This window comes from Nocardia sp. NPDC006982, assembly GCF_042869435.1.
GTDB lineage: Bacteria > Actinomycetota > Actinomycetes > Mycobacteriales > Mycobacteriaceae > Nocardia.
In genome coordinates this window covers 86,917-105,740 of the sequence record NZ_JBIAFV010000013.1, presented here as the reverse complement: position 1 = coordinate 105,740, position 18,824 = coordinate 86,917, and the positions used below count along the sequence as shown (strand labels likewise).

Annotated in this window: 18 protein-coding genes; 2 read left to right on the top strand and 16 right to left on the bottom strand. The window is 66.6% G+C overall.

Features of this window, described 5'->3' with window-relative positions; translation table 11 throughout:
• Window positions 1-17: 17 nt before the first annotated feature.
• The 7 genes from ACFYOW_RS36355 to ACFYOW_RS36325 are packed head-to-tail and all read right to left on the bottom strand — an operon-like array spanning window position 18 to window position 9,193.
• Entirely contained in the window at window positions 18-656 is a 639-nt protein-coding gene (locus tag ACFYOW_RS36355; RefSeq protein WP_387294582.1) for a TetR/AcrR family transcriptional regulator, read from the bottom strand.
• Between the two features lie 4 nt (window positions 657-660).
• The gene (locus ACFYOW_RS36350) at window positions 661-1,443 is read right to left on the bottom strand and encodes an enoyl-CoA hydratase family protein (RefSeq protein ID WP_387294581.1); all 783 of its coding nucleotides are present in this window, start codon (window positions 1,441-1,443) and stop codon (window positions 661-663) included.
• Between the two features lie 10 nt (window positions 1,444-1,453).
• A complete protein-coding gene (locus ACFYOW_RS36345) occupies window positions 1,454-2,614 on the bottom strand; it encodes an acyl-CoA dehydrogenase family protein (protein WP_387294580.1) in 1,161 nt (386 codons plus the stop codon).
• Window positions 2,614-4,734, bottom strand: a complete 2,121-nt coding sequence (locus ACFYOW_RS36340; protein ID WP_387294579.1) for an acetyl/propionyl/methylcrotonyl-CoA carboxylase subunit alpha — start codon at window positions 4,732-4,734, stop codon at window positions 2,614-2,616. Before ACFYOW_RS36340 ends, ACFYOW_RS36345 begins: the two co-directional genes overlap by 1 nt.
• A gap of 6 nt (window positions 4,735-4,740) precedes the next feature.
• Window positions 4,741-6,339 carry an acyl-CoA carboxylase subunit beta gene (locus tag ACFYOW_RS36335; RefSeq protein WP_387294578.1) on the bottom strand — a complete coding sequence of 533 codons (1,599 nt, stop codon included), beginning with the start codon at window positions 6,337-6,339 and terminating at the stop codon, window positions 4,741-4,743.
• Window positions 6,336-7,484 (bottom strand): acyl-CoA dehydrogenase family protein, encoded by a 1,149-nt coding sequence (locus tag ACFYOW_RS36330; protein WP_387294577.1) that lies wholly within the window; start codon window positions 7,482-7,484, stop codon window positions 6,336-6,338. The genes ACFYOW_RS36335 and ACFYOW_RS36330 overlap by 4 nt, the downstream gene beginning before the upstream one ends.
• A complete protein-coding gene (locus ACFYOW_RS36325; RefSeq protein WP_387294576.1) occupies window positions 7,481-9,193 on the bottom strand; it encodes an acyclic terpene utilization AtuA family protein in 1,713 nt (570 codons plus the stop codon). Before ACFYOW_RS36325 ends, ACFYOW_RS36330 begins: the two co-directional genes overlap by 4 nt.
• 157 nt (window positions 9,194-9,350) lie before the next feature.
• Here ACFYOW_RS36325 and ACFYOW_RS36320 point away from each other — a divergent pair, with 157 nt between their 5' ends.
• On the top strand, window positions 9,351-9,494 hold the full coding sequence (locus tag ACFYOW_RS36320; protein ID WP_387294575.1) for a hypothetical protein: 144 nt from the start codon (window positions 9,351-9,353) through the stop codon (window positions 9,492-9,494).
• 166 nt (window positions 9,495-9,660) lie between these two features.
• On the opposite strand, the gene ACFYOW_RS36315 is transcribed toward ACFYOW_RS36320, so the two are convergent.
• The 8 genes from ACFYOW_RS36315 to thiO form a co-directional block, all read right to left on the bottom strand.
• Window positions 9,661-10,584, bottom strand: a complete 924-nt coding sequence (locus ACFYOW_RS36315) for an adenylate/guanylate cyclase domain-containing protein (RefSeq protein ID WP_387294574.1) — start codon at window positions 10,582-10,584, stop codon at window positions 9,661-9,663.
• A 369-nt stretch (window positions 10,585-10,953) separates the two neighbouring features.
• Window positions 10,954-11,712, bottom strand: a complete 759-nt coding sequence (locus tag ACFYOW_RS36310) for an ABC transporter permease (RefSeq protein ID WP_387294572.1) — start codon at window positions 11,710-11,712, stop codon at window positions 10,954-10,956.
• On the bottom strand, window positions 11,712-12,719 hold the full coding sequence (locus tag ACFYOW_RS36305; protein ID WP_387294571.1) for an ABC transporter ATP-binding protein: 1,008 nt from the start codon (window positions 12,717-12,719) through the stop codon (window positions 11,712-11,714). The genes ACFYOW_RS36310 and ACFYOW_RS36305 overlap by 1 nt, the downstream gene beginning before the upstream one ends.
• A gap of 389 nt (window positions 12,720-13,108) precedes the next feature.
• Window positions 13,109-13,423 carry a hypothetical protein gene (locus ACFYOW_RS36300; protein ID WP_387294570.1) on the bottom strand — a complete coding sequence of 105 codons (315 nt, stop codon included), beginning with the start codon at window positions 13,421-13,423 and terminating at the stop codon, window positions 13,109-13,111.
• 197 nt (window positions 13,424-13,620) lie between these two features.
• Window positions 13,621-14,781 carry a helix-turn-helix domain-containing protein gene (locus ACFYOW_RS36295; RefSeq protein ID WP_387294568.1) on the bottom strand — a complete coding sequence of 387 codons (1,161 nt, stop codon included), beginning with the start codon at window positions 14,779-14,781 and terminating at the stop codon, window positions 13,621-13,623.
• Window positions 14,782-14,906: 125 nt separating this feature from the next.
• Window positions 14,907-15,680: a thiazole synthase gene (locus ACFYOW_RS36290; protein ID WP_387294567.1), complete on the bottom strand. Its 774-nt coding sequence runs from the start codon at window positions 15,678-15,680 to the stop codon at window positions 14,907-14,909.
• On the bottom strand, window positions 15,673-15,885 hold the full coding sequence (gene thiS / locus ACFYOW_RS36285; RefSeq protein ID WP_387294566.1) for a sulfur carrier protein ThiS: 213 nt from the start codon (window positions 15,883-15,885) through the stop codon (window positions 15,673-15,675). The genes ACFYOW_RS36290 and thiS overlap by 8 nt, the downstream gene beginning before the upstream one ends.
• Window positions 15,882-16,979: a glycine oxidase ThiO gene (gene thiO, locus ACFYOW_RS36280; protein ID WP_387294565.1), complete on the bottom strand. Its 1,098-nt coding sequence runs from the start codon at window positions 16,977-16,979 to the stop codon at window positions 15,882-15,884. Before thiO ends, thiS begins: the two co-directional genes overlap by 4 nt.
• 57 nt (window positions 16,980-17,036) lie before the next feature.
• On the opposite strand from thiO, the gene thiE reads away from it, so the two are divergent.
• Window positions 17,037-17,747, top strand: a complete 711-nt coding sequence (gene thiE, locus ACFYOW_RS36275; protein ID WP_387294564.1) for a thiamine phosphate synthase — start codon at window positions 17,037-17,039, stop codon at window positions 17,745-17,747.
• Window positions 17,748-18,083: 336 nt separating this feature from the next.
• Here the strand turns inward: thiE and ACFYOW_RS36270 are convergent, their stop codons facing one another.
• Complete coding sequence (locus ACFYOW_RS36270) at window positions 18,084-18,791, bottom strand: NUDIX domain-containing protein (RefSeq protein WP_387294563.1); 708 nt, start codon at window positions 18,789-18,791, stop codon at window positions 18,084-18,086.
• Window positions 18,792-18,824 lie beyond the last annotated feature (33 nt).

The following is an 18,824-nucleotide window of genomic DNA, read 5'->3' as shown; positions in this document are numbered from 1 at the left end:
CTCAGCGCCGCCGGGCGTCAGGACCGTGGGGCGTGCAGTGCGGCGTGCAGCGTCGCCGCCCATTGGGAGACGATCTGCTTGCGGCGCGCCGAGTCATCGGTCAGGACATCGGCCAGCCCGAGTCCGCGCGCCATATCCAGCGTCGCCTGAACGAGGTGATGGGCAACCGGATCGGCGTCGTCGACGCCGAGCGCCTCCACTGCCCGCCGATGCGATCTGCGCCCGAATTTGGCTTCCAGCGGCACAATTCGCTCCCGCAGCGCGGGATCGGCGGCCGCATGCGTCCACACCTGTAGCGCCGCCTTGAACAGCGGGCTGGTGAAGGATTCGACCAACCCCGCCACCACCGCCTCGGTGCGTTCGACCCCCTCGGCCAGCGCGGCCACCGACTTCGCCTCGTCCTTGGCCTGCTGGGTGCGGGTGTCGAACATGTACTCGAGTGCGGCCGTGATCAGGTCTTCCCTGGTCGGGAAGTGATGCTGGGCAGCGCCCCGTGACACCCCTGCGCGTTCCGCGACGACCGAGACCGTGGCCGCCGCCCAGCCCATTTCGGCCAGGCAATCGATGGTCGCCTCGAGCAGGCGCTGCCGGGTGGCCCGGCTGCGGTCCTGCTTGGGTTCGTGCGGCGCCACTGGGGGCCTGGAGATCGCTGCCATGGCGCTATTCTGCCCAGCTCGGTGGACGGCGCTGCAAAAAGGCCAGCATGCCCTCGTGCACCTCGGGTGTGCCGAAGAAGCTCGCCGAGCGGGTGGCGAGCTCCTCGGCGGAGCTGTCGAACTCGGCCAGGATGCCCGCGTTGACCAGTCGCTTGGCCTCGGCGAGCCCCTGCGGGGACCCCTTGCGCAGCTCCGCGCACAGCCGGGTAACCTCGGCCGCCGGATCGTCGGCGGTGATGGTTACCAGACCGATCTGCTCAGCGATATCCGCGCCGAACTTCTCGCCGGTGAGGTAGTAGCGACTTGCCGCGCGCGGGCTCAGCCGCGGCAGCAGAGTCAGCGAAATCATGAACGGCGCCAATCCGATTCGCACCTCGGTGAGTGCGAAACTGCTGCCGGGACCGGCGACGACGATGTCACAGGCCGCGACGATACCCATGCCGCCCGCGCGCACATTGCCGTCGATCCGCGCAATGATCGGCTTCGGTGTTTCGACGAGTCTGCGCAGTACGCCGATCATCACCCGGGTGCGCTCATCGGCGGCCACCGCCGGATCGGCATTGCTGGCCTCGGTGAGGTCCGCGCCCGCGCAGAAGGTATTGCCGGTGTGCGCGAGCACGATGCCGCGGACGGCGGGATCCGCCGCGGCATCGTCGAGGCCCTGAAGCAACTCGGCGACCAACCGCGACGACAGCGCGTTGCGGTTGTGCGGCGAATCCAGGGTCAGCGTGGCGAACCCGCCGCGCACCTCATACCGCACGTACGGAGCGGTAGACGTTTCGGTCATCGAGCCTCCTCTAGTACGACTTGGGCAGGCCGAGGGAGTACTGGGCGACAAAGTTGAGCACCATCTCCCGGCTGACCGGCGCGATGCGGCCGATGCGGGCCGCGGCGAGCATAGCGGCGAGGCCGTATTCCTTGGTGAGGCCCGCGCCGCCGTGGGTCTGGATGGCCTGATCGAGCGCCTTGATACTGGCTTCCGCCGCAGCGTATTTCGCTATATTCGCGGCCTCGGCCGCACCCATCTCATCGCCCGCGTCGTAGAGCGTCGCGGCCTTCTGCATCATCAGCCTGGCCAGCTCCACTTCGACCTTCACCGCGGCGAGCGGATGCGAAATGCCTTGGTGCGCACCGATCGGCGTCTTCCACACGGTGCGTTCCTTGGCGTATTCGACGGCACGGTCGATGGCATAACGCCCCATGCCGACGGCCATGGCCGCGCCCATGATGCGCTCCGGGTTGAGGCCCGCGAACAGCTGCATGAGTGCGGCATCTTCCTTACCTACCAAGGCATCCGACGGCAGGCGCACGTCATCGAGGAACAGTGTGAACTGGTGGTCCGGCTCGATGATGTCCATTTCCTGCGGCGTCTTGACGAAGCCGGGGGCATCGGTGGGCACGATGAACAGCGCGGGCTTGAGCTTGCCGGTCTTGTGGTCCTCGGTGCGCGACACGATGAGCACGGCCTCGGCCTGGTCCACGCCGGAAATGAAGATCTTGCGGCCGTTGAGGATCCAGTCGTCGCCGTCACGACGCGCGGTGGTGGTGATCTGGTGCGAGTTCGAGCCCGCGTCGGGTTCGGTGATGCCGAAGACCATCTTGGCGGTGCCATCGGCGAGTTTGGGCAGCCACTGCTGCTTCTGCTCATCGGTGCCGTATTTGGTGATGATGGTGCCGCAGATGGCCGGTGAGACCACCATCAGCAGCAGGCCAGCGCCCTGCGCGGACAGCTCTTCCATGACCAGCGCGAGTTCGTACATGCCCGCGCCACCGCCGCCGAACTCCTCCGGCAGATTCACGCCGAGGAACCCGAGTTTGCCTGCCTCATCCCACAATTCGGTGAGCGGTTCGTTCTTGCGTGCCTTCGGCAGCACGTAATCGCGGAAGCTGTACTTCGCGGCGAGCCCAGCGACCGCGGCCCGTAACGCCTTCTGCTCTTCGGTTTCGATAAAGCTCATCAGTTCTCCTGGGATTCGGTGGGATCGACGACGGCGAGCACGGCGCCGACATCGACCTGCTGGCCGACGGTGACATTGAGGGCGCTGAGCACGCCTGCGGCGGGCGCGGAGATGGTGTGCTCCATCTTCATGGCCTCCAGCCACAGAATCGGCTGGCCCTGTTCGACGGCGCTGCCGACCTCGGCACCGATGCGAATCACGCTGCCCGGCATGGGTGCGAGCAGTGAACCGTGCGCGACCTGATCGGCCGGGTCGCTGAAGCGCGGCAGTCTGCGTACCGATACCGGCCCGAGCGGGGAATCCACGCAGACCAGTTCGCCGTAGCGGGCGATGTCGAATTGCCTACGCACCAGGCCGCGTTCGCCCGGAACCGCGAGTACGACACGCTCGGGCTCCGCCTGCACCAATTCGAGTCCATCGTGACCGTCCACCGCGACACCGGTTCGGGTGAAGCGGTAACCGATGTCATGTGTCCCGCTGGTGCGACTTTCGTACGACTTGTGCTGTGACTGCGACGGCAGATTCCGCCAACCCGCGGGCAGCCCGCCGCCGACCCTGGCCGCCTTCCGGTTCGCCGCAGCATCCGCGAGCGCAGCGGCGACGATGGACAATGCCTCATCGGCTTCGGTTGCCAAAGGTGCGGAGAGCGAGTCCAATCCGTGCGTTTCGAAGAATGCGGTATCGGTGTCTCCGGCCAGGAATGCCGGATGCCGCAGCAGCCGCACCAGCAGATCGCGGTTGGTCACCAGACCGTGAATCTTGGCCCGCTGCAAGGCCGTTGCCAACAGCCGTGCCGCATCGCCGCGCGTCTCGGCGTAGGAGATGACCTTCGCGAGCATCGGGTCGTAGTGCACACCGACGACCGAACCGTCCACCACACCGGTATCCAGACGCACGCCTGGTCGATCGAGAACATCGAATTCGGTTACCACCGAAGGGATATCGAGACAATGCACCGTCCCGCTCTGCGGCTGCCACTCGTTCGCGGGATCCTCGGCATACAGCCGCACCTCGATCGAGTGCCCACGCAGCGGCGGCGGCGCGGCAGCCAACTCGCCGCCCGCCGCGACCTCCAGCTGAGTCCGCACCAGATCCAGTCCGGTGGTGCATTCGGTGACCGGATGTTCCACCTGCAGACGGGTATTCATCTCCAGGAAGAAGAAGTCGCCCGCCTCGTCGGCGAGGAATTCCACGGTCCCGGCACCGGTGTAGCCGATCGCACCGGCCGCCAGCCTGGCCGCCTCGAACAGCCGCTCGCGCATGCTCTGTCCATCGGCCACGCGCGCGGGCCCTGCGTAGTCACGCTCGGCTACCGCCTCCGGGCTTGACGCGCGCATGGCGTCGATCCGCTCGACCAGCGGCGACGGCGCCTCCTCGACCACCTTCTGGTGGCGGCGCTGAATGGAGCATTCCCGTTCGCCGACGGCCCAGATGGTGCCGTGGGTATCGGCCATGACCTGGACCTCGATATGTCTGCCGGTCTCCAGGTACCGCTCGCAGAACACCGTCGGATCACCGAATGCCGATTCGGCTTCCCGGCGCGCGGCGGCGATCTGCGGTTCCAGATCGGCGAGTTCGCGCACCACCCGCATGCCGCGCCCGCCACCACCGGCGGAAGCCTTGATCAGCACTGGCAGCTGTGCCGCGGTGACCTCGTCGGGATCGAGTTCGGCGAGTACCGGCACTCCGGCCGCGTCCATCATCTTCTTGGATGCGACCTTCGAACCCATCTGCTCGATGGCCTCGACCGGCGGGCCGATCCACACCAGTCCGGCCGCCAGTACAGCGCGTGCGAATTCCGCATTCTCGGAAAGGAATCCGTAACCGGGATGGATGGCGTCGGCACCGGTTGCCAGGGCGGCCTCGATGATCAGCTCGCCGCGCAGGTAGGTCTCGGCCGGGGTATTGCCCGGAAGGCGTACCGCCGCGTCGGCTTCTACGACATGCGGCGCAGCGGCATCCGCATCGGAATAGACCGCCACCGTGCCGATCCCCATGCGACGACAGGTCGCGAAAACCCGGCGGGCGATCTCACCACGGTTGGCCACAAGAACATTCGTGAAAGGCCCACCCGTCACCCGACCGCCGCCCCTCATCGAATCGCTACGCGATGCAGTCATTTTCCCTCACATCCGGAAGACGCCGAAGCCGTCGGCGCCCTTGACTGGGGCATTGTGAATGGCCGACAACGCCATTCCCAATACCGTGCGGGTATCACGGGGGTCGATCACACCGTCGTCGTACAGCCGCCCCGACATGAACATCGGCAGCGATTCGGCCTCGATCTGCGCCTCCACCATCGCTCGCATCCCGGCATCGGCCTCCTCGTCGAACGGAATGCCCTTGGACTCGGCGGCCGCCCGGCCCACGATCGAGATCACACCGGCCAACTGCGCGCCGCCCATGACGGCGGATTTCGCACTGGGCCAAGCGAAGACGAACCGTGGATCGTATGCGCGACCGCACATGCCGTAATGGCCCGCACCATAGGACGCGCCCATCAGCAGCGAAATATGCGGCACCTTCGAATTCGAGACCGCATTGATCATCATCGCGCCGTGTTTGATGATGCCCTTCTGCTCGAACTCCTTGCCGACCATGTAGCCGGTGGTGTTGTGCAGGAACAGCAGTGGCGTATTCGACTGGTTGGCCAGCTGGATGAACTGGGTCGCCTTCTGCGACTCCTCCGAGAACAGCACGCCGCGCGCATTGGCCAGAATGCCGACCGGATAACCGTGCAGTTCCGCCCATCCGGTAACCAGGCTGCTGCCGTACAGCGGCTTGAATTCGTCGAAATCGGAGCCGTCGACGACGCGGGCGATCACCTCGCGCGGATCGAACGGAATCTTCAGATCGGACGGGACGATGCCGAGCAGATCCTCCTGGTCGTACAGCGGCTCGATCACCTCCGCGCGCGGTGCCGGACCCTGCTTCTTCCAGTTCAGGCGCTTGATAATCGAGCGGCCGATGCGGATCGCATCCTGCTCGTCGACCGCGAGATAATCGGCCAGACCCGAGACGCGCGCGTGCATATCCGCGCCGCCGAGCGATTCGTCATCGGATTCCTCACCGGTGGCCATCTTGACCAGCGGTGGTCCGCCGAGGAATACCTTGGAGCGCTCCTTGATCATCACCGTGTAGTCGGACATACCGGGGATGTAGGCACCGCCTGCGGTCGAATTGCCGAAAACCAAAGCGATGGTGGGGATTCCGGCCGCCGATGCCCTGGTGAGGTCGCGGAACATCCGACCGCCGGGTACGAAGACTTCCTTCTGCGTCGGCAGATCCGCGCCGCCGGATTCGACGAGTCCGATCACCGGTAGCCGGTTCTGCATGACGATGTCGTTCATGCGCAGGTTCTTGCGCAGCGTCCACGGATTCGAGGTGCCGCCGCGCACCGTGGGATCCGGCGCGACGATCATGCATTCGACGCCTTCGACAATGCCGATACCGCACACCACGCTCGCCCCGACGTGGAAGTCGCTGCCCCACGCGGCAAGTGGGCACAGTTCCAGGAATGGCGAATCCTCGTCGATGAGCAGTTCGATGCGCTCGCGCGCGGTCAGCTTGCCGCGCTTGCGATGCCGGGCCAGCTTATCCGGGCCACCGCCCGCTATGGCCTTGGCGAATTCGGCCTCCACCTCGGTGAGTTTGCTGGTCATGGCCTCGGCCGCGGCCGCGTACTCCGGCGATGCGGTATCGAGTGTGGTGCGTAGTGTCGTCAAGACTGGTACCCCAATCGTTTCGCCGCCAGTCCGGTCAGGATTTCCGTTGTGCCACCGCCGATGCCGAGAATGCGGATATCGCGGTACTGCCGCTCGACCTCGGATTCGCGCATATAGCCGAGGCCGCCGAACAGTTGCACCGCCTGATTTGCCACCCATTCGCCCGCCTCCACGGCGGTGTTCTTGGCGAAGCAGACCTCGGCGATCAGATCGGTTTCGCCATCGGCGCTGCGCTGCACCACATCTCGGGTGTAGACGCGGGCCACGTCGATGCGGCGGGCCATTTCGGTCACGGTGTTCTGCACGGCCTGCCTGCTGATCAGCGGGCGGCCGAAGGTCTCGCGGTTACGCACCCAGTCCAGGGTCAGGTCCAGGCAGCGCTGGGCCTGCGAATACGCCTGCACCGCGAGCCCGACCCGCTCGCTGACGAACGCACCGGCGATCTGATAGAAGCCGGAATTCTCCGGTCCGACCAGATTCTCCACCGGCACCCGGACATCCACATAGGACAGTTCGGCGGTATCGGAGGCCAGCCAGCCCATCTTGTCGAGCTTGCGGCTGACCGTGAAGCCCGGCGTACCCTTCTCCACCACCAGCAGCGAAATGCCGCCGGAGCCGGGGCCGCCCGTGCGCACGGCGGTCACCACGAAATCAGCGCGCACACCCGAGGTGATGTAGGTCTTGGCTCCATTGACGATGTAGTGGTCGCCATCGCGGCGCGCGGTGGTGGTGAGGTGGCCGACATCGGAGCCGCCGCCGGGTTCGGTAATGGCGAGCGAGCCGATCTTCTCCCCGGCCAGTGTCGGGCGTGCGAAGCGTTCGATCAGGTCTTCATTGCCCGAGGCGATAATGTGCGGCACCGCGATACCGCAGGTGAACAGCGAGGCGAACAGGCCGCCGGAGCAACCGGCCTGATGCATTTCCTCGCAGACGATCATGGCGTCGATACCGTCACCGCCGGAACCGCCTGCGGATTCCGGGAATTGGATGCCGAGCAGTCCGAGCGCTCCGGCCTTCTTGTGCAGTTCGCGCGGGATCTCGCCGTCGCGCTCCCAGGCGTCGAGGTACGGAAGAACCTCGCGGTCGGCGAAACCCCTTACGGTGGCGCGCAATTCGCGCCGTTCCGGCGTATTCCACGGACTCATAGCAACTCCAATGGGATATCAACATGACGCGAGCGCAGCCATTCGCCGAGCCCCTTGGCCTGCGGATCGAAGCGGGCCTGGTAGGCCACACCCTGTCCGAGCAGACCCTCGATGATGAAGTTCACGGCACGCAGATTCGGCAGTACGTGCCGGGTGACGGTCAGCGGTGCGGCCTCGGGCAGCAGTTCCTTGATCCGCTCCACAGTCAGCGTATGCGCAAGCCAGCGCCACTGCTCATCGGTGCGAACCCACACGCCGATATTCGCATTGCCGCCCTTATCGCCGCTGCGGGCCAGCGCAATCGTGCCCAGCGGTGCCCGGCGAGTTCCGTTGGTGGACAATGGCTCCGGCAGCTCCGGTCCGGCCACGTTCGCCAACTCCAGCGTGTCCGACGCGGGTGCGATATCGACGCGCGTGCCCTGCGGCAACACCGCCGCATGCGGTACCTCGGCGGCATCGACGAATCCCGGTGTGTACACGCCGTACGGCGAACCATTGCCGGGCAGGCTGGTGAAGTTGGTACCCGGATAACTGGCCAACGCCAGCTCGACCGCGACATTGGAGAACGAGCGGCCGACCTTGTTCGGATCCGGATCGCGAACCACACAGCGCAGCAAAGCGCTTGCCTGCTCCTCGGTTTCGGCGTCGGGCCGGTCGAGCCGCGCCAGCGTCCAGGTCAGCTCCGCAGGCCGCACGGGCAGCCAGGACTCCAGCTGTCGTTGCGCCAGTTCGGCTTTCGCTTCGATATCGAGTCCGGTGAGCACGAACTCCATCTCATTGCGGAAACCGCCGAGAGTATTGAGCGAAACCTTGAGCTGCGGCGGCGGTGCTTCGCCGGTCACCCCGCTGATCAGCACCCGATCCGGACCTTCTTGACTCAGCTCGATCGTGTCCAGCCGCGTGGTGACATCCGGCCCCGCATAACGCGCACCCTGGATCTCGTACATCAACTGTGCCGCAACGGTATCCACCGTGACCGCGCCGCCGGTGCCCTGATGCTTCGTGATGACACTGCTGCCATCCCTGCGCACTTCGGCGATCGGAAAACCGGGCCGTCCGAGATCGGCCAGCTCGGTGAAGAACGCGAAGTTACCACCGGTGGCCTGTGTACTGCACTCGATGACATGTCCGGCCACCACCGCACCGGCCAGCTGGTCGTAATCGGTTCGCCCCCAACCGAAGTGAGCGGCTGCGGGGCCGACGATCACCGAAGCGTCGGTGACCCGGCCGGTGACCACGATATCCGCGCCCGCATTCAAACATTCGACGATGCCCCAGGCACCGAGATAGGCATTCGCGGTCAAAGGTGACCCGAGGCCGAGTTCGCCCGCTCGACTGAGCAGGTCGTCACCCTCGACATGCGCGACCTTGGCATCCAGTCCGAGATCCGCCGCAACCTTGCGCAGCTTCTCCGCGAGCCCGGCCGGGTTGAGACCGCCCGCATTGGTGACGATCTGAACATTGCGTTCCAGCGCCAGCCCGAGGCAGTCCTCGATCTGCCGGACGAAGGTCTTGGCATAGCCGAGGCTGGGATCCTTCATGCGGTCCCGGCCGAGGATCAGCATGGTCAACTCGGCGAGATAGTCCCCGGTGAGCACATCGAGCTGCCCGCCCTCGAGCATCTCCCGCATGGCGCTGAGCCGATCACCGTAGAACCCGGAACAGTTGCCGATTCGGATCAGCTCCGGATCGGCGGCCAGCATACTCATCAGCTGGAAGGCCCTCCTGTGCGGCGAACCGTCCCGGCGCGCCGCGTTGCGCCGCCGGTGGAGTCCGCGTTCCGGAGTCCAGCATCACACCCGGTCCAGAAAAAAGCAAGCACGCGTGCTTGTTAATCGAGCAGCGCACGCGAGGCAGAATGACCAGATGTCGTCCGTCATCCTGTTCGCGCTGGCCGGGTTCCTGCTGGGCGGGGCCTACTCCACCTGGAAGACCGCCCGCCCACTCGCAATCGCCCTGATAGCGCTCGCCCTCCTAGCAGCTGCGGGCGCGGTCGTCTGGTTGATGTAGCCCCACTCGACCACCACGGAGCGAGTCTTACGAGCGACGTTCGCGGCCCGTCTCGCGTCCGAGTCGTCGAAGCGCATGCGACGAAGTCGCGAGTCTCGACGACGCGGACGCGAGACACCAGGGGGCCGCGAACACGCCGCGCCGAAGGCGCTGCAATCAGCACAGCTCAGTTCTTCGACAGGCGGAAGATCCGTAGATCCTCCGGCACGCCGCTCAGTGGTGCGGCGAATAAACTGCGCCTATACGGCTTGACCGAGAACCCGAGCTCCTCGAGCGTCTCCGGTTCGACGGACTGCAATGTCGCGTGGGAAAGCATGGTGTTGCCGTTGCCGCCGGCCTCCATCACACGGGCGGCGATCGTCACATCCACGCCGAGCCAGTCCCCACCGATCTCGCGCGGCGAGCCGGTGTGCAGACCGATCCGCATCTGCGGGCGATAACCGCGCACACTGACGTCGGCCAGATTCCGTTTTGCCTGCACAGCGGCGCGCACCGCACGATCGGCCGAGGTGAACACCGCCATCACGCCGTCACCCATGCGCTTGACCACATGACCGCCACGGTCGGCGATCGGCGGCTCGATGGCCTTGGCAACCCCGCGCAACAGTTCGAGGGTCGCCTCATCGCCCGCCGAGAGCGACCAACTGGAGAACGCCACCAGGTCGGTGAACATCACAGTTATTTCTTCGCTACCTCGACCGCCGCCTACGCGCTCCAACATGGCCTGCCAGACCTGCAGCGCGCCGAACCCGATTTCCCGGGCCGCGCTCGGCGTATCGCCGACCAACTTATCCGCCGCGCGCGCAACCGCGCGGGCACCACCCGGACCCGAAACCGACAGTGGGTCACCGAAAGACGGGTCACCGGGCAGTTGTTCGCGCGCCTTGCGCAGTACGCCGATGAGGTCGGGCCGCTGATTCGCGGCATTCACCAGTGCGGAAAACTGTCCGCGTCGAATCCCCGAGCCGGGACGACGAGCGGATCGGTCCTCATCAGCGGGTACCAACGGTATGGTCACCTCGGACGGAACGCCCCCGTTGTCTTCCGGTTCCATCCCCGGCTCAGCACCGCCGGAAGGTGTTTCGGTCACGCCCCGAGCGTATCTCAGCCGACCAACCGTCGGCGGGTTACTTATTGTCGCCACCTGTGCCCCCTCGATCAGACTGAGCGGGCACTACGCCGGGTCCGCCAATGGGTAACTCACTGGTTGCCGACTCCGAGAGTAGCCAGCATCGATTCTGGATGGAAGCGGTGCCGGGCTTAGTTTCCGGGATGTTCACATACGGCCTGGATTGCCCGAATACATACACCGGCCCGGTGTGGAAGGGGATTCACACACCGGGCCGATGTTCGCATAGTCCGCCGGGCAGTGGCGGACAGTGCGCGGGGCGCTCGGACCTCCCGACAAGGTCGGCACCCGTCACCCGAGCGGCGAGGGAGGGCAACTCGGGTAGTTCAATCATGCATCGCGTTGGTTGACCATAACCAGTGCAGCGCCGAAGACAATTGCGACGAAAGCCGCGAAGTAGAGCAGGCCACCCCACGGTCCCCAGTGCCAGTTGGCCGTGGATTCCGAGGCGCTGTAGAAGTGGCTCGCATTCGCGAAGGGCAGGAACGGCTGCACATTGCGCCCGAAGCTGCCGAACGCGCCGAGCAGCGGCTCGATCAGCAGAGGCCAGAGCACGATCAGTGAAATCGCCGCGGCCGACTGCCGGACCAGCACCCCGATGCCGACCGCCAGGATCACGCTGAGCAGGGCATAGACCGGAATGCCGTAGATCTCGCGCCAGGCATCGCCGCCAGAGAGCGTGAGGTTTTTGCTCGCATCGCCGCCGATCGCCTTGGCGATCGCGAAGGCGGCGAAGGCCAGCACGATGGTGAGCACCGCGCCGTACACGCCGACCAGACCCGCCTTGGTGGCGATCACCTTGGCGCGATGCGGTGTCGCCTGGTAGGTGGTCCGGATGATGCCGAAGCGGTATTCGCTGGTCACGGTCAAGGTGGCCATGATCATCAGGACCATCACGCCGAATCCGCTGATCCCGCCGACCGCGGTGCCGACGGTCAGGTCGAGCGCATTCTCCTTGCCCGACGACGAACGGGCCACCGCCGCGAACAGCGCGGCCAAGCCGAGGGCGAGCACCACCACGATCGCCGAGCACCACCACGGCGACCGGGTCGAGGTGAGCTTGATACGTTCCGCTGCCAGCACGCCCATCAGAGCGCACCTCCCATCGCTGTGTAGGACGCGGGGCCCTGCGTGGTTTCGCGAGCTGCCGCCTCCGGGCCTGACGCTCCCGCCGGGTCGAAACCTTCGCCGTGGTACTGCACCGCGCCGCCGGTCATCCGCATGAATGCCTCCTCCAGCGAAGCCCGCTGCGGCGCCAATTCGTACAGGGTGATGTCGTTCGAACCGGCCAGCTTGCCGACCGTGTCGCTGGTCACCCCGGCCACGACCAATGCGGCGCCGTCCTGGCCCGTGCCGTCCTCGCGGACGGTCATGCCATTGGAGGTGAGCAGGCTGCGCAACTGCTCGAGCTGCGGACTACGCACGCGCACCGACTGTTCCGAGGCGCGCTCGATGAATTCCTGGGTGGTCGAATCGGAAATCAGCTGACCACGTCCGATCACGACCAAATGCTCTGCGGTCTGGGCCATTTCGGAGAGCAAATGGCTGGAGACCAGCACCGTCCGCCCCTCTGCCGCGAGCCGCTGCATGAAGCGGCGGATCCAGAGGATGCCCTCGGGGTCCAGGCCGTTCACGGGCTCGTCGAACAGCAGTACCGGCGGATCGCCGAGCAGCGCCCCGGCCAGGCCGAGCCGCTGCGACATGCCGAGGGAGAAGCCACCGGCATTCTTACCCGCCACCTCGGACAGGCCGACCAGCCGCAGCACCTCGTCCACGCGGGACATGGCGATCTCGTTCGAGGCGGCCATCCACTGCAAATGCGCGCGGGCCGAACGGTTCGGATGCACCCACTTGGCATCCAGCAGCGCACCGACGGCGCGCAGCGGATGGTCCAGCTCGTGGTACGGCTTGCCCTGGATCAACGCGGTGCCCGCGGTCGGCTTGTCCAGGCCGAGGATCATTCGCATGGTGGTGGATTTACCGGCGCCGTTCGGCCCAAGAAAGCCCGTCACCTGTCCGGGTCGAACGGTGAAGGAGAGATCTTGAACCGCGACGGTCTGCCCGTAATGCTTGGTCAGGCCCCTCAGCTCGATCATGATGACCAGCTTTCCTCATTGCGCGGCCACGCGCGTCATTAAATGGTGCCGAGTTCAATCATCCTCGAGGATGACGAAGGCCCCGGGCCGCATCAGGGAATCTCCCCGACCGATGTCTCCGTTAACGGGCCGCGCGGTTAACGGGCCACGCGCGGCAGGTCTCCGGAAGGCCAGTCGTTGGGCGTAAGCGAACAGGGGCTTACTCGTCGTCCCCATCATCGCAGTCATGGGTCGGCCAGCACACCGCACCGACGAGCACCGCCAGCGGCAACCCGGCCGCCACGGCCAACTCGAACACAACCGTCCCGCTCACGACCGCGCCTCGCTGACGCTCGGCTCCGTCGTGCGCGTTTGCGCACTGTGCTGATGGTTCACTCGCTGGCGCTCGCTCACCGCAGCCGCCCGGAAGGCGCGACCGCCGCCCAACGATGGAACGACAGCCGCGGCAGCACGATCTCCACGTCGGCCACGCTCATGATCGCGTTCACCGCAAGCACATTCAGATGTTCGAGCGACGGCGCGATCACCGCATCCACATCAGCACAGCGCACCTGGTCGACCAGCGGTAGCGGCGATGATTCCGGCGGCCAGATCAGCGCATACCCGAGCCGCTGCGCCAGCCGCCGCACCTGCGCGGCCTCCCAGTCCGCCGCCGAACTGATATCGAGGTCGACCCATCCCAACGCGGTCGGCTCTTCTCGCATCGCATGTACCCCCTCGTTGACGTGATGGGCACCCGCCGCGGAGGTGCCGAAGGCGTCAACCCGGCGGCGCGTGCTACCTCGAGAGTCACCCCGGGGGCCTACGGCACTCAATGGCACTTCGATGAGCGACATCGTGAAAGTGCCACAGCGAAGGCACCGCCCAGGAAGCAGCGGGCACACGAAAGGTATTGGTGCGCTTAATATTCCAGGCGGACCAGATCTGCCAGTTCGCGCATTTCGTTGGTGAGAGTGCGCCGCCGGGTGATGATCCGGCCGACCAGGTCCCGAGCCATTCGCTGCTCGATCAACCACGGCCGGGCTTCGTGCGACAGGCGGAACAGGGTTTCGAACGCCGCGTCGTAGCGACGTAGTTCGATATGCGCGTGAGCGATGTCGAGCAGATGCCGATTCCGGTTGTCCGAGGTCGGCCGCAGACCCGCCGGTACGTTGCGGGCAAGTCGGAGCGCCAGGTCCGGGCGATCGTCCACGACCGCGTTCTCCACCCGTTTCATCGCGACCGTCGCTGGGTCGAAAGTTGTCCAATATTGGTGGTAGCCGCCCGGTTGGCGGCGAACCGCGACCGCCCCGGCCTGGGCGAGCCGCATCATGTCGTCGGCCTCGTCGGACCGGTTGTCCCTGATGGCTGCCGCGGACGCCCGTAGCAGCAGCCAACCCCAAGTGGAGATCTCCTGTGTGGTGGCCACCGACAGTCGCGGCTCAACCCGATCGGCCCACTGCGTGGCAAGCTTGCGAACCCTTTCGAACTGCCGCTCGACCAGCAGCAGCCAGCACAGGGTCACCACAGCCGACGCCGCGTCGAGCACATTGCCGGTTGCCTCGGCTTCGGCCAGGGAACGCTCGAGCGCCACGCGTGCCGGCGGCAGCTGACGGGTCTGGACCAGCACCGAACCGGCAAGTTGCAGAATCCGGGACCGAATGAGTGGAGACCCGGCGTAGCCGTCCTCGATCAGCCGAGGCAATACGGCGGCGAGCCTTTCGTATTCGTTGTCGTGGTACAGCTTCACGGCACCGCTGAGGGCTTCCTCCATTGCACGATCGGCCACTGCCTCACCATCATGCACATGGTTCGGCGACAGGATGGCCGTACGGGTCGGCAGCCAAAGGCTGTTGCCGCTGCTCTCCAGCGCCCCAGGATTCGGGCCGAGCAACACCGACACCGGGCACTCCAGCGCGACGGCCATCCGGCGCAAGGTCTCGATCCGGGTGTCGTCGCGCTCACCCTGTTCGATCTTGCGGACCAGCGACACCGAGACGCCCGAAGCCTGTGCAAGCTCCCGCTGTGTCAGTCCGCGCCGCTTCCGAACCGATTGCAGGCGTTCGCCGAGATCCGCGCCCATGATCCGAGCCTACGGGCATGTGAATGCGGCCGTAGGAGTATGCGCGGCCTCCAGCGCTCGCTTCACGCGCCTGACTTGCGCATATCGACGCGCGCCGAACCACGCGCGACAGGGTCTCCCCTGACTCAGCGGGCCGGTGACGAGGCTTGGGCCCAAAAGCGTTTGGGGATGCGGCCTGCGTGGCGGGCCAGGTGGCCCGCAGTGACCGCAGAGCGCATGGCCGATGCCATGAGGGCCGGGTGCTGGGCGCGGGTGACGGCGGTGGCGAGCAATACCGCCGAGCAGCCGAGTTCCATGGCCAGCGTGGCGTCGCTCGCGGTGCCGATGCCCGCGTCGAGGATGACCGGGACGCCCGCAGCCGCCACGATCATCTCGATATTGTGCGGATTGCCGATGCCGAGTCCGGTGCCGATCGGGGCGCCGAGGGGCATGACGGCGGCGCAGCCTGCGTCCTCCAGTCGGCGGGCCAGGATCGGGTCGTCGGTGGTGTAGGGCAGCACGACGAATCCGGCGTCGACCAATTGCTCTGCGGCGGTCAGCAATTCGATCGGGTCGGGGAGCAGGGTGCGCTCGTCGGCGATCACCTCGAGTTTGACCCAATTGGTGTCGAGCGCCTCGGCGGCCAGTTGCGCGGTGAGCACTGCCTCGGCGGCGGTGCGACAACCAGCGGTATTGGGCAGTGGCATGATCTCGAGGCGTTTGAGCAGGTCGAGGACGCCGGTGCCACCGACGGCGTCGACCCGGCGCATGGCGACCGTGGTGAGCTCGGTGCCCGAGGCGATGAGCGCCTCCTCCAGCACGGCGAGGTTCTCGGCGCCGCCGGTGCCCATGATGAGGCGGGAGCCGAACCGCTTGCCCGCAATCTCCAGTGCGTCAGGGGTTTCCAGTGCGTCAGCCACCCTGAACCGCCGTAAGCACTTCGATCTCCCAGCCGCGACCGACCGGCTCGTCCCAGCGGGACTTCGGGAAAACCGCACCGTCCACCGCGAGCGCGACGCCCTGCGACGGCAACCCGAGACGATCGAGCAGTTCACGCACCGTGAGGGATCCGTCGAATTCGTGGTCCTGCCCGTTCACGGTGACACCGATGGGGACCGAGGTCATCGAACTCCTCCTGCAGATGTAGCGAGTGACGGCGGGTGCGCCGTCGAAAAACGTTGGGGGTCGGCGGCTTTCGCGTCATCGAGCGATTTGCCATCGAGCAGGCTCAACACCGCGTCGACGGTGAGCGGCACCGCGAGCATGCCGTTGCGGCCGTGTCCGGTAGCCACCACGATCCGGTCGGTGAGCCGTCCGATCACGGGCAGGTTGTCGGGAGTGCCCGGCCTGGATCCGGCACTGGCCTCGGCCAATTCGTACTCGCCGATACCGGGCAGCACCGCCTCGGCGTCGGCGATCAGATCACGGACTCCGGCGACGGTCACCGTCGTGTCGTAGCCCGCCTCGTATTGTGTTGCGCCGACGACGATTCCATCCGCGCGCGGCACCAGGTAGACCTGCCTGCCGTGCACGCGCGCGCGAATCACGCGCTGCGGCGGGGGTGTCGCGCCCGGACGATGGCGCAGGCGCAGGATCTCGCCCTTCACCGGGCGGACCGGGAGTCCGGGCCACAGCAGCGACGACGCCGCGCCCGCGGCGAGCACGATTTGGTCGTGCGGCAGTGCGTCCAACGCGTCGACCGTCTCGGCATGCATCTCGACTCCGGCTGCGCCACAAGCTTTTTGGAGAGCATCCAGCAGTCGCCGATTATCGATGGCGGGTTCAGCGGCGCCGCGCAGACCGGCGCGCACGGTGCGAGCCAGCGCGGGTTCCAGCGCACGCACACCGGCTCGGTCGAGCACCCCGAGCTCATGGCCTCGGCCGCTGACCCATTCGGCCACGGTGCGCAGATCGGCGGCATCCGCGCCGTCCAGCGCGACCGTCAGGGTTTCATCGGCGACGAATACCGATACGCCGGTAGCCGATTCCAGCCGGGCGGCGAAGTCGGGCCAGCGAGCCAACGAGGCGGCGCCGAATTCCAGGACCAGGTCCTCCCCCGGCCAGCCCTCGGACAGTGGTGCGAGCATCCCCCCGGCAACCCAGGAGGCGCCGGAGCCGACGGTGGGATCGAATACGGTGACCGACCATCCCGCCTCGGCCGCCCGCCAGGCGGCGGCGAGTCCGATGGCGCCGCCACCGACGACGGCCAGAGTCCGCATTTGATCCACCTGCCTCACTATTCGCATCCCCACGGTAGCGCGACTACGGTCGAGCACGTGCAACCCTCCCACCAGTTCCGGTCCCTACCGCCCAGGGAGCGTTTGGCTACCGCCCGGCTGTATCTCTGCACGGACGCACGCAGGGAGAAGGGCGACCTGGCCAGGTTCGCCGAGGCCGCCTTCGCGGGCGGTGTCGACATCATTCAGCTCAGGGATAAGGGGTCGCCCGGCGAGGCGAAGTTCGGCCCGCTCGAGGCCAAGGCCGAGATCGGCGCACTCGCCGAATTGAAGGCCGCGGCCCGCAGGCACGGCGCACTGGTCGGGGTGAACGACCGTGCCGATATCGCGCTCGCCGCCGGGGCCGATGTGCTGCACCTCGGACAGAACGATCTGCCGCCGTGGTACGCGCGACGCATTCTCGGACCCGATGTGGTGATCGGGCGCTCCACCACCAACCGCGCGCAGGCCGGGCTCGCGGCGGTCGACGAGAACGTCGACTATTTCTGCACCGGACCGGTATGGGCCACGCCGACGAAGCCGGGACGTCAGGCGGCGGGCCTGGACCTGGTGCGCTCCACCGCGGACGCCCATCCGACCCGTCCGTGGTTCGCAATCGGCGGCATCGACGCCGAACGACTACCCGAGGTGCTGGCGGCGGGAGCCGAGCGCGTCGTCGTAGTCCGCGCGATCACCGAAGCCCGCGACCCCGAAGCAGCCGCACGGCACCTCAAAACCGCGCTGCTCCACAACTCGGCTCATCGAGGGTAGTCAATTGGTCGCTCCACAACCCACCCGCAACCACCATTCGACTACCGTCGACGAACTCTCGAGAACGCAACCACAGCCAGTGGACTGAGCTGGTAGCCACGGGCTGACCACCCGACTGCGGGAGGTAAGCCGGGTACGGCACACGACGCACCCAGCACGGCCAGGAAAACCACGAGACGGCAGACGACATTGGGGCAGCCGCCGCCGAGGAGTCGGTGCAGGACAACAAGACCCACCACAGCCCAGTCAACCCGAACAGGACGACCACGCCTGAAGCTCAGTCCGCTGCCCACTCAATCGGCTGCGGGCTGCTAACTGATGTCGGAACACGCACTTTCAGGACAAAACCTGGACTCGGGTGAGCGACAGGATCGAATCGGCCGGGGCGGTCTCCGAATTCGCGTCTGTCTGCACGGCGTCCGTCGCATCGATATCCGCGTCGACGATGCGGGCGTAGGCACCGGGGCCTTCGGGATCCGCGTGCAACCAGACGAAGCCCTGATCGGCGAGGTCGACGGTACGAGGCAGCGCGGCCGCGACCGTACCGGCGTCGTCCACATCGATGTCGTCGAGGCGGACACGCGCCGGAGCCGCCCGCAACGCAGGCCAGGAGGCGGCGAAGCCGGGGTGTAGCGGATGGCTGTCGACCTCGTCCTCGGGAACCCAGGCCAACGCACTGCTCTCCCGGTTGCGACTGGTCGGCAGAGTCATGACGGCATCGGCGACAACGGTGGTGTATGTCCAGCCGCTCAATGCCGTCGCGGTGATTCGCTCGCCGCGCACTCGAACATCGGCGGGATCGATGCCCGCTTCTTCCCATGCCTCGCGGACCGCCGCGTGCACCGGGGTCTCGTGGCTGTCGCGGGCGCCGCCGGGCAGCGCCCAGGTGCCGCCCTGATGACTCCACGGCGCGCGGTGCTGCAACAACACCGCAGAACCGCCGCCCGCGAGCGGGGCGCGCAGCAGAAGTCCGGCGGCGCCGAAGCGGCCCCAATGCCGCAATCCGTCCGGGTCGCGTGACCAACCGTCACCGTCACCACGCATCTGGTTACCATCCTCATCTAGCCGTCGCGCGGT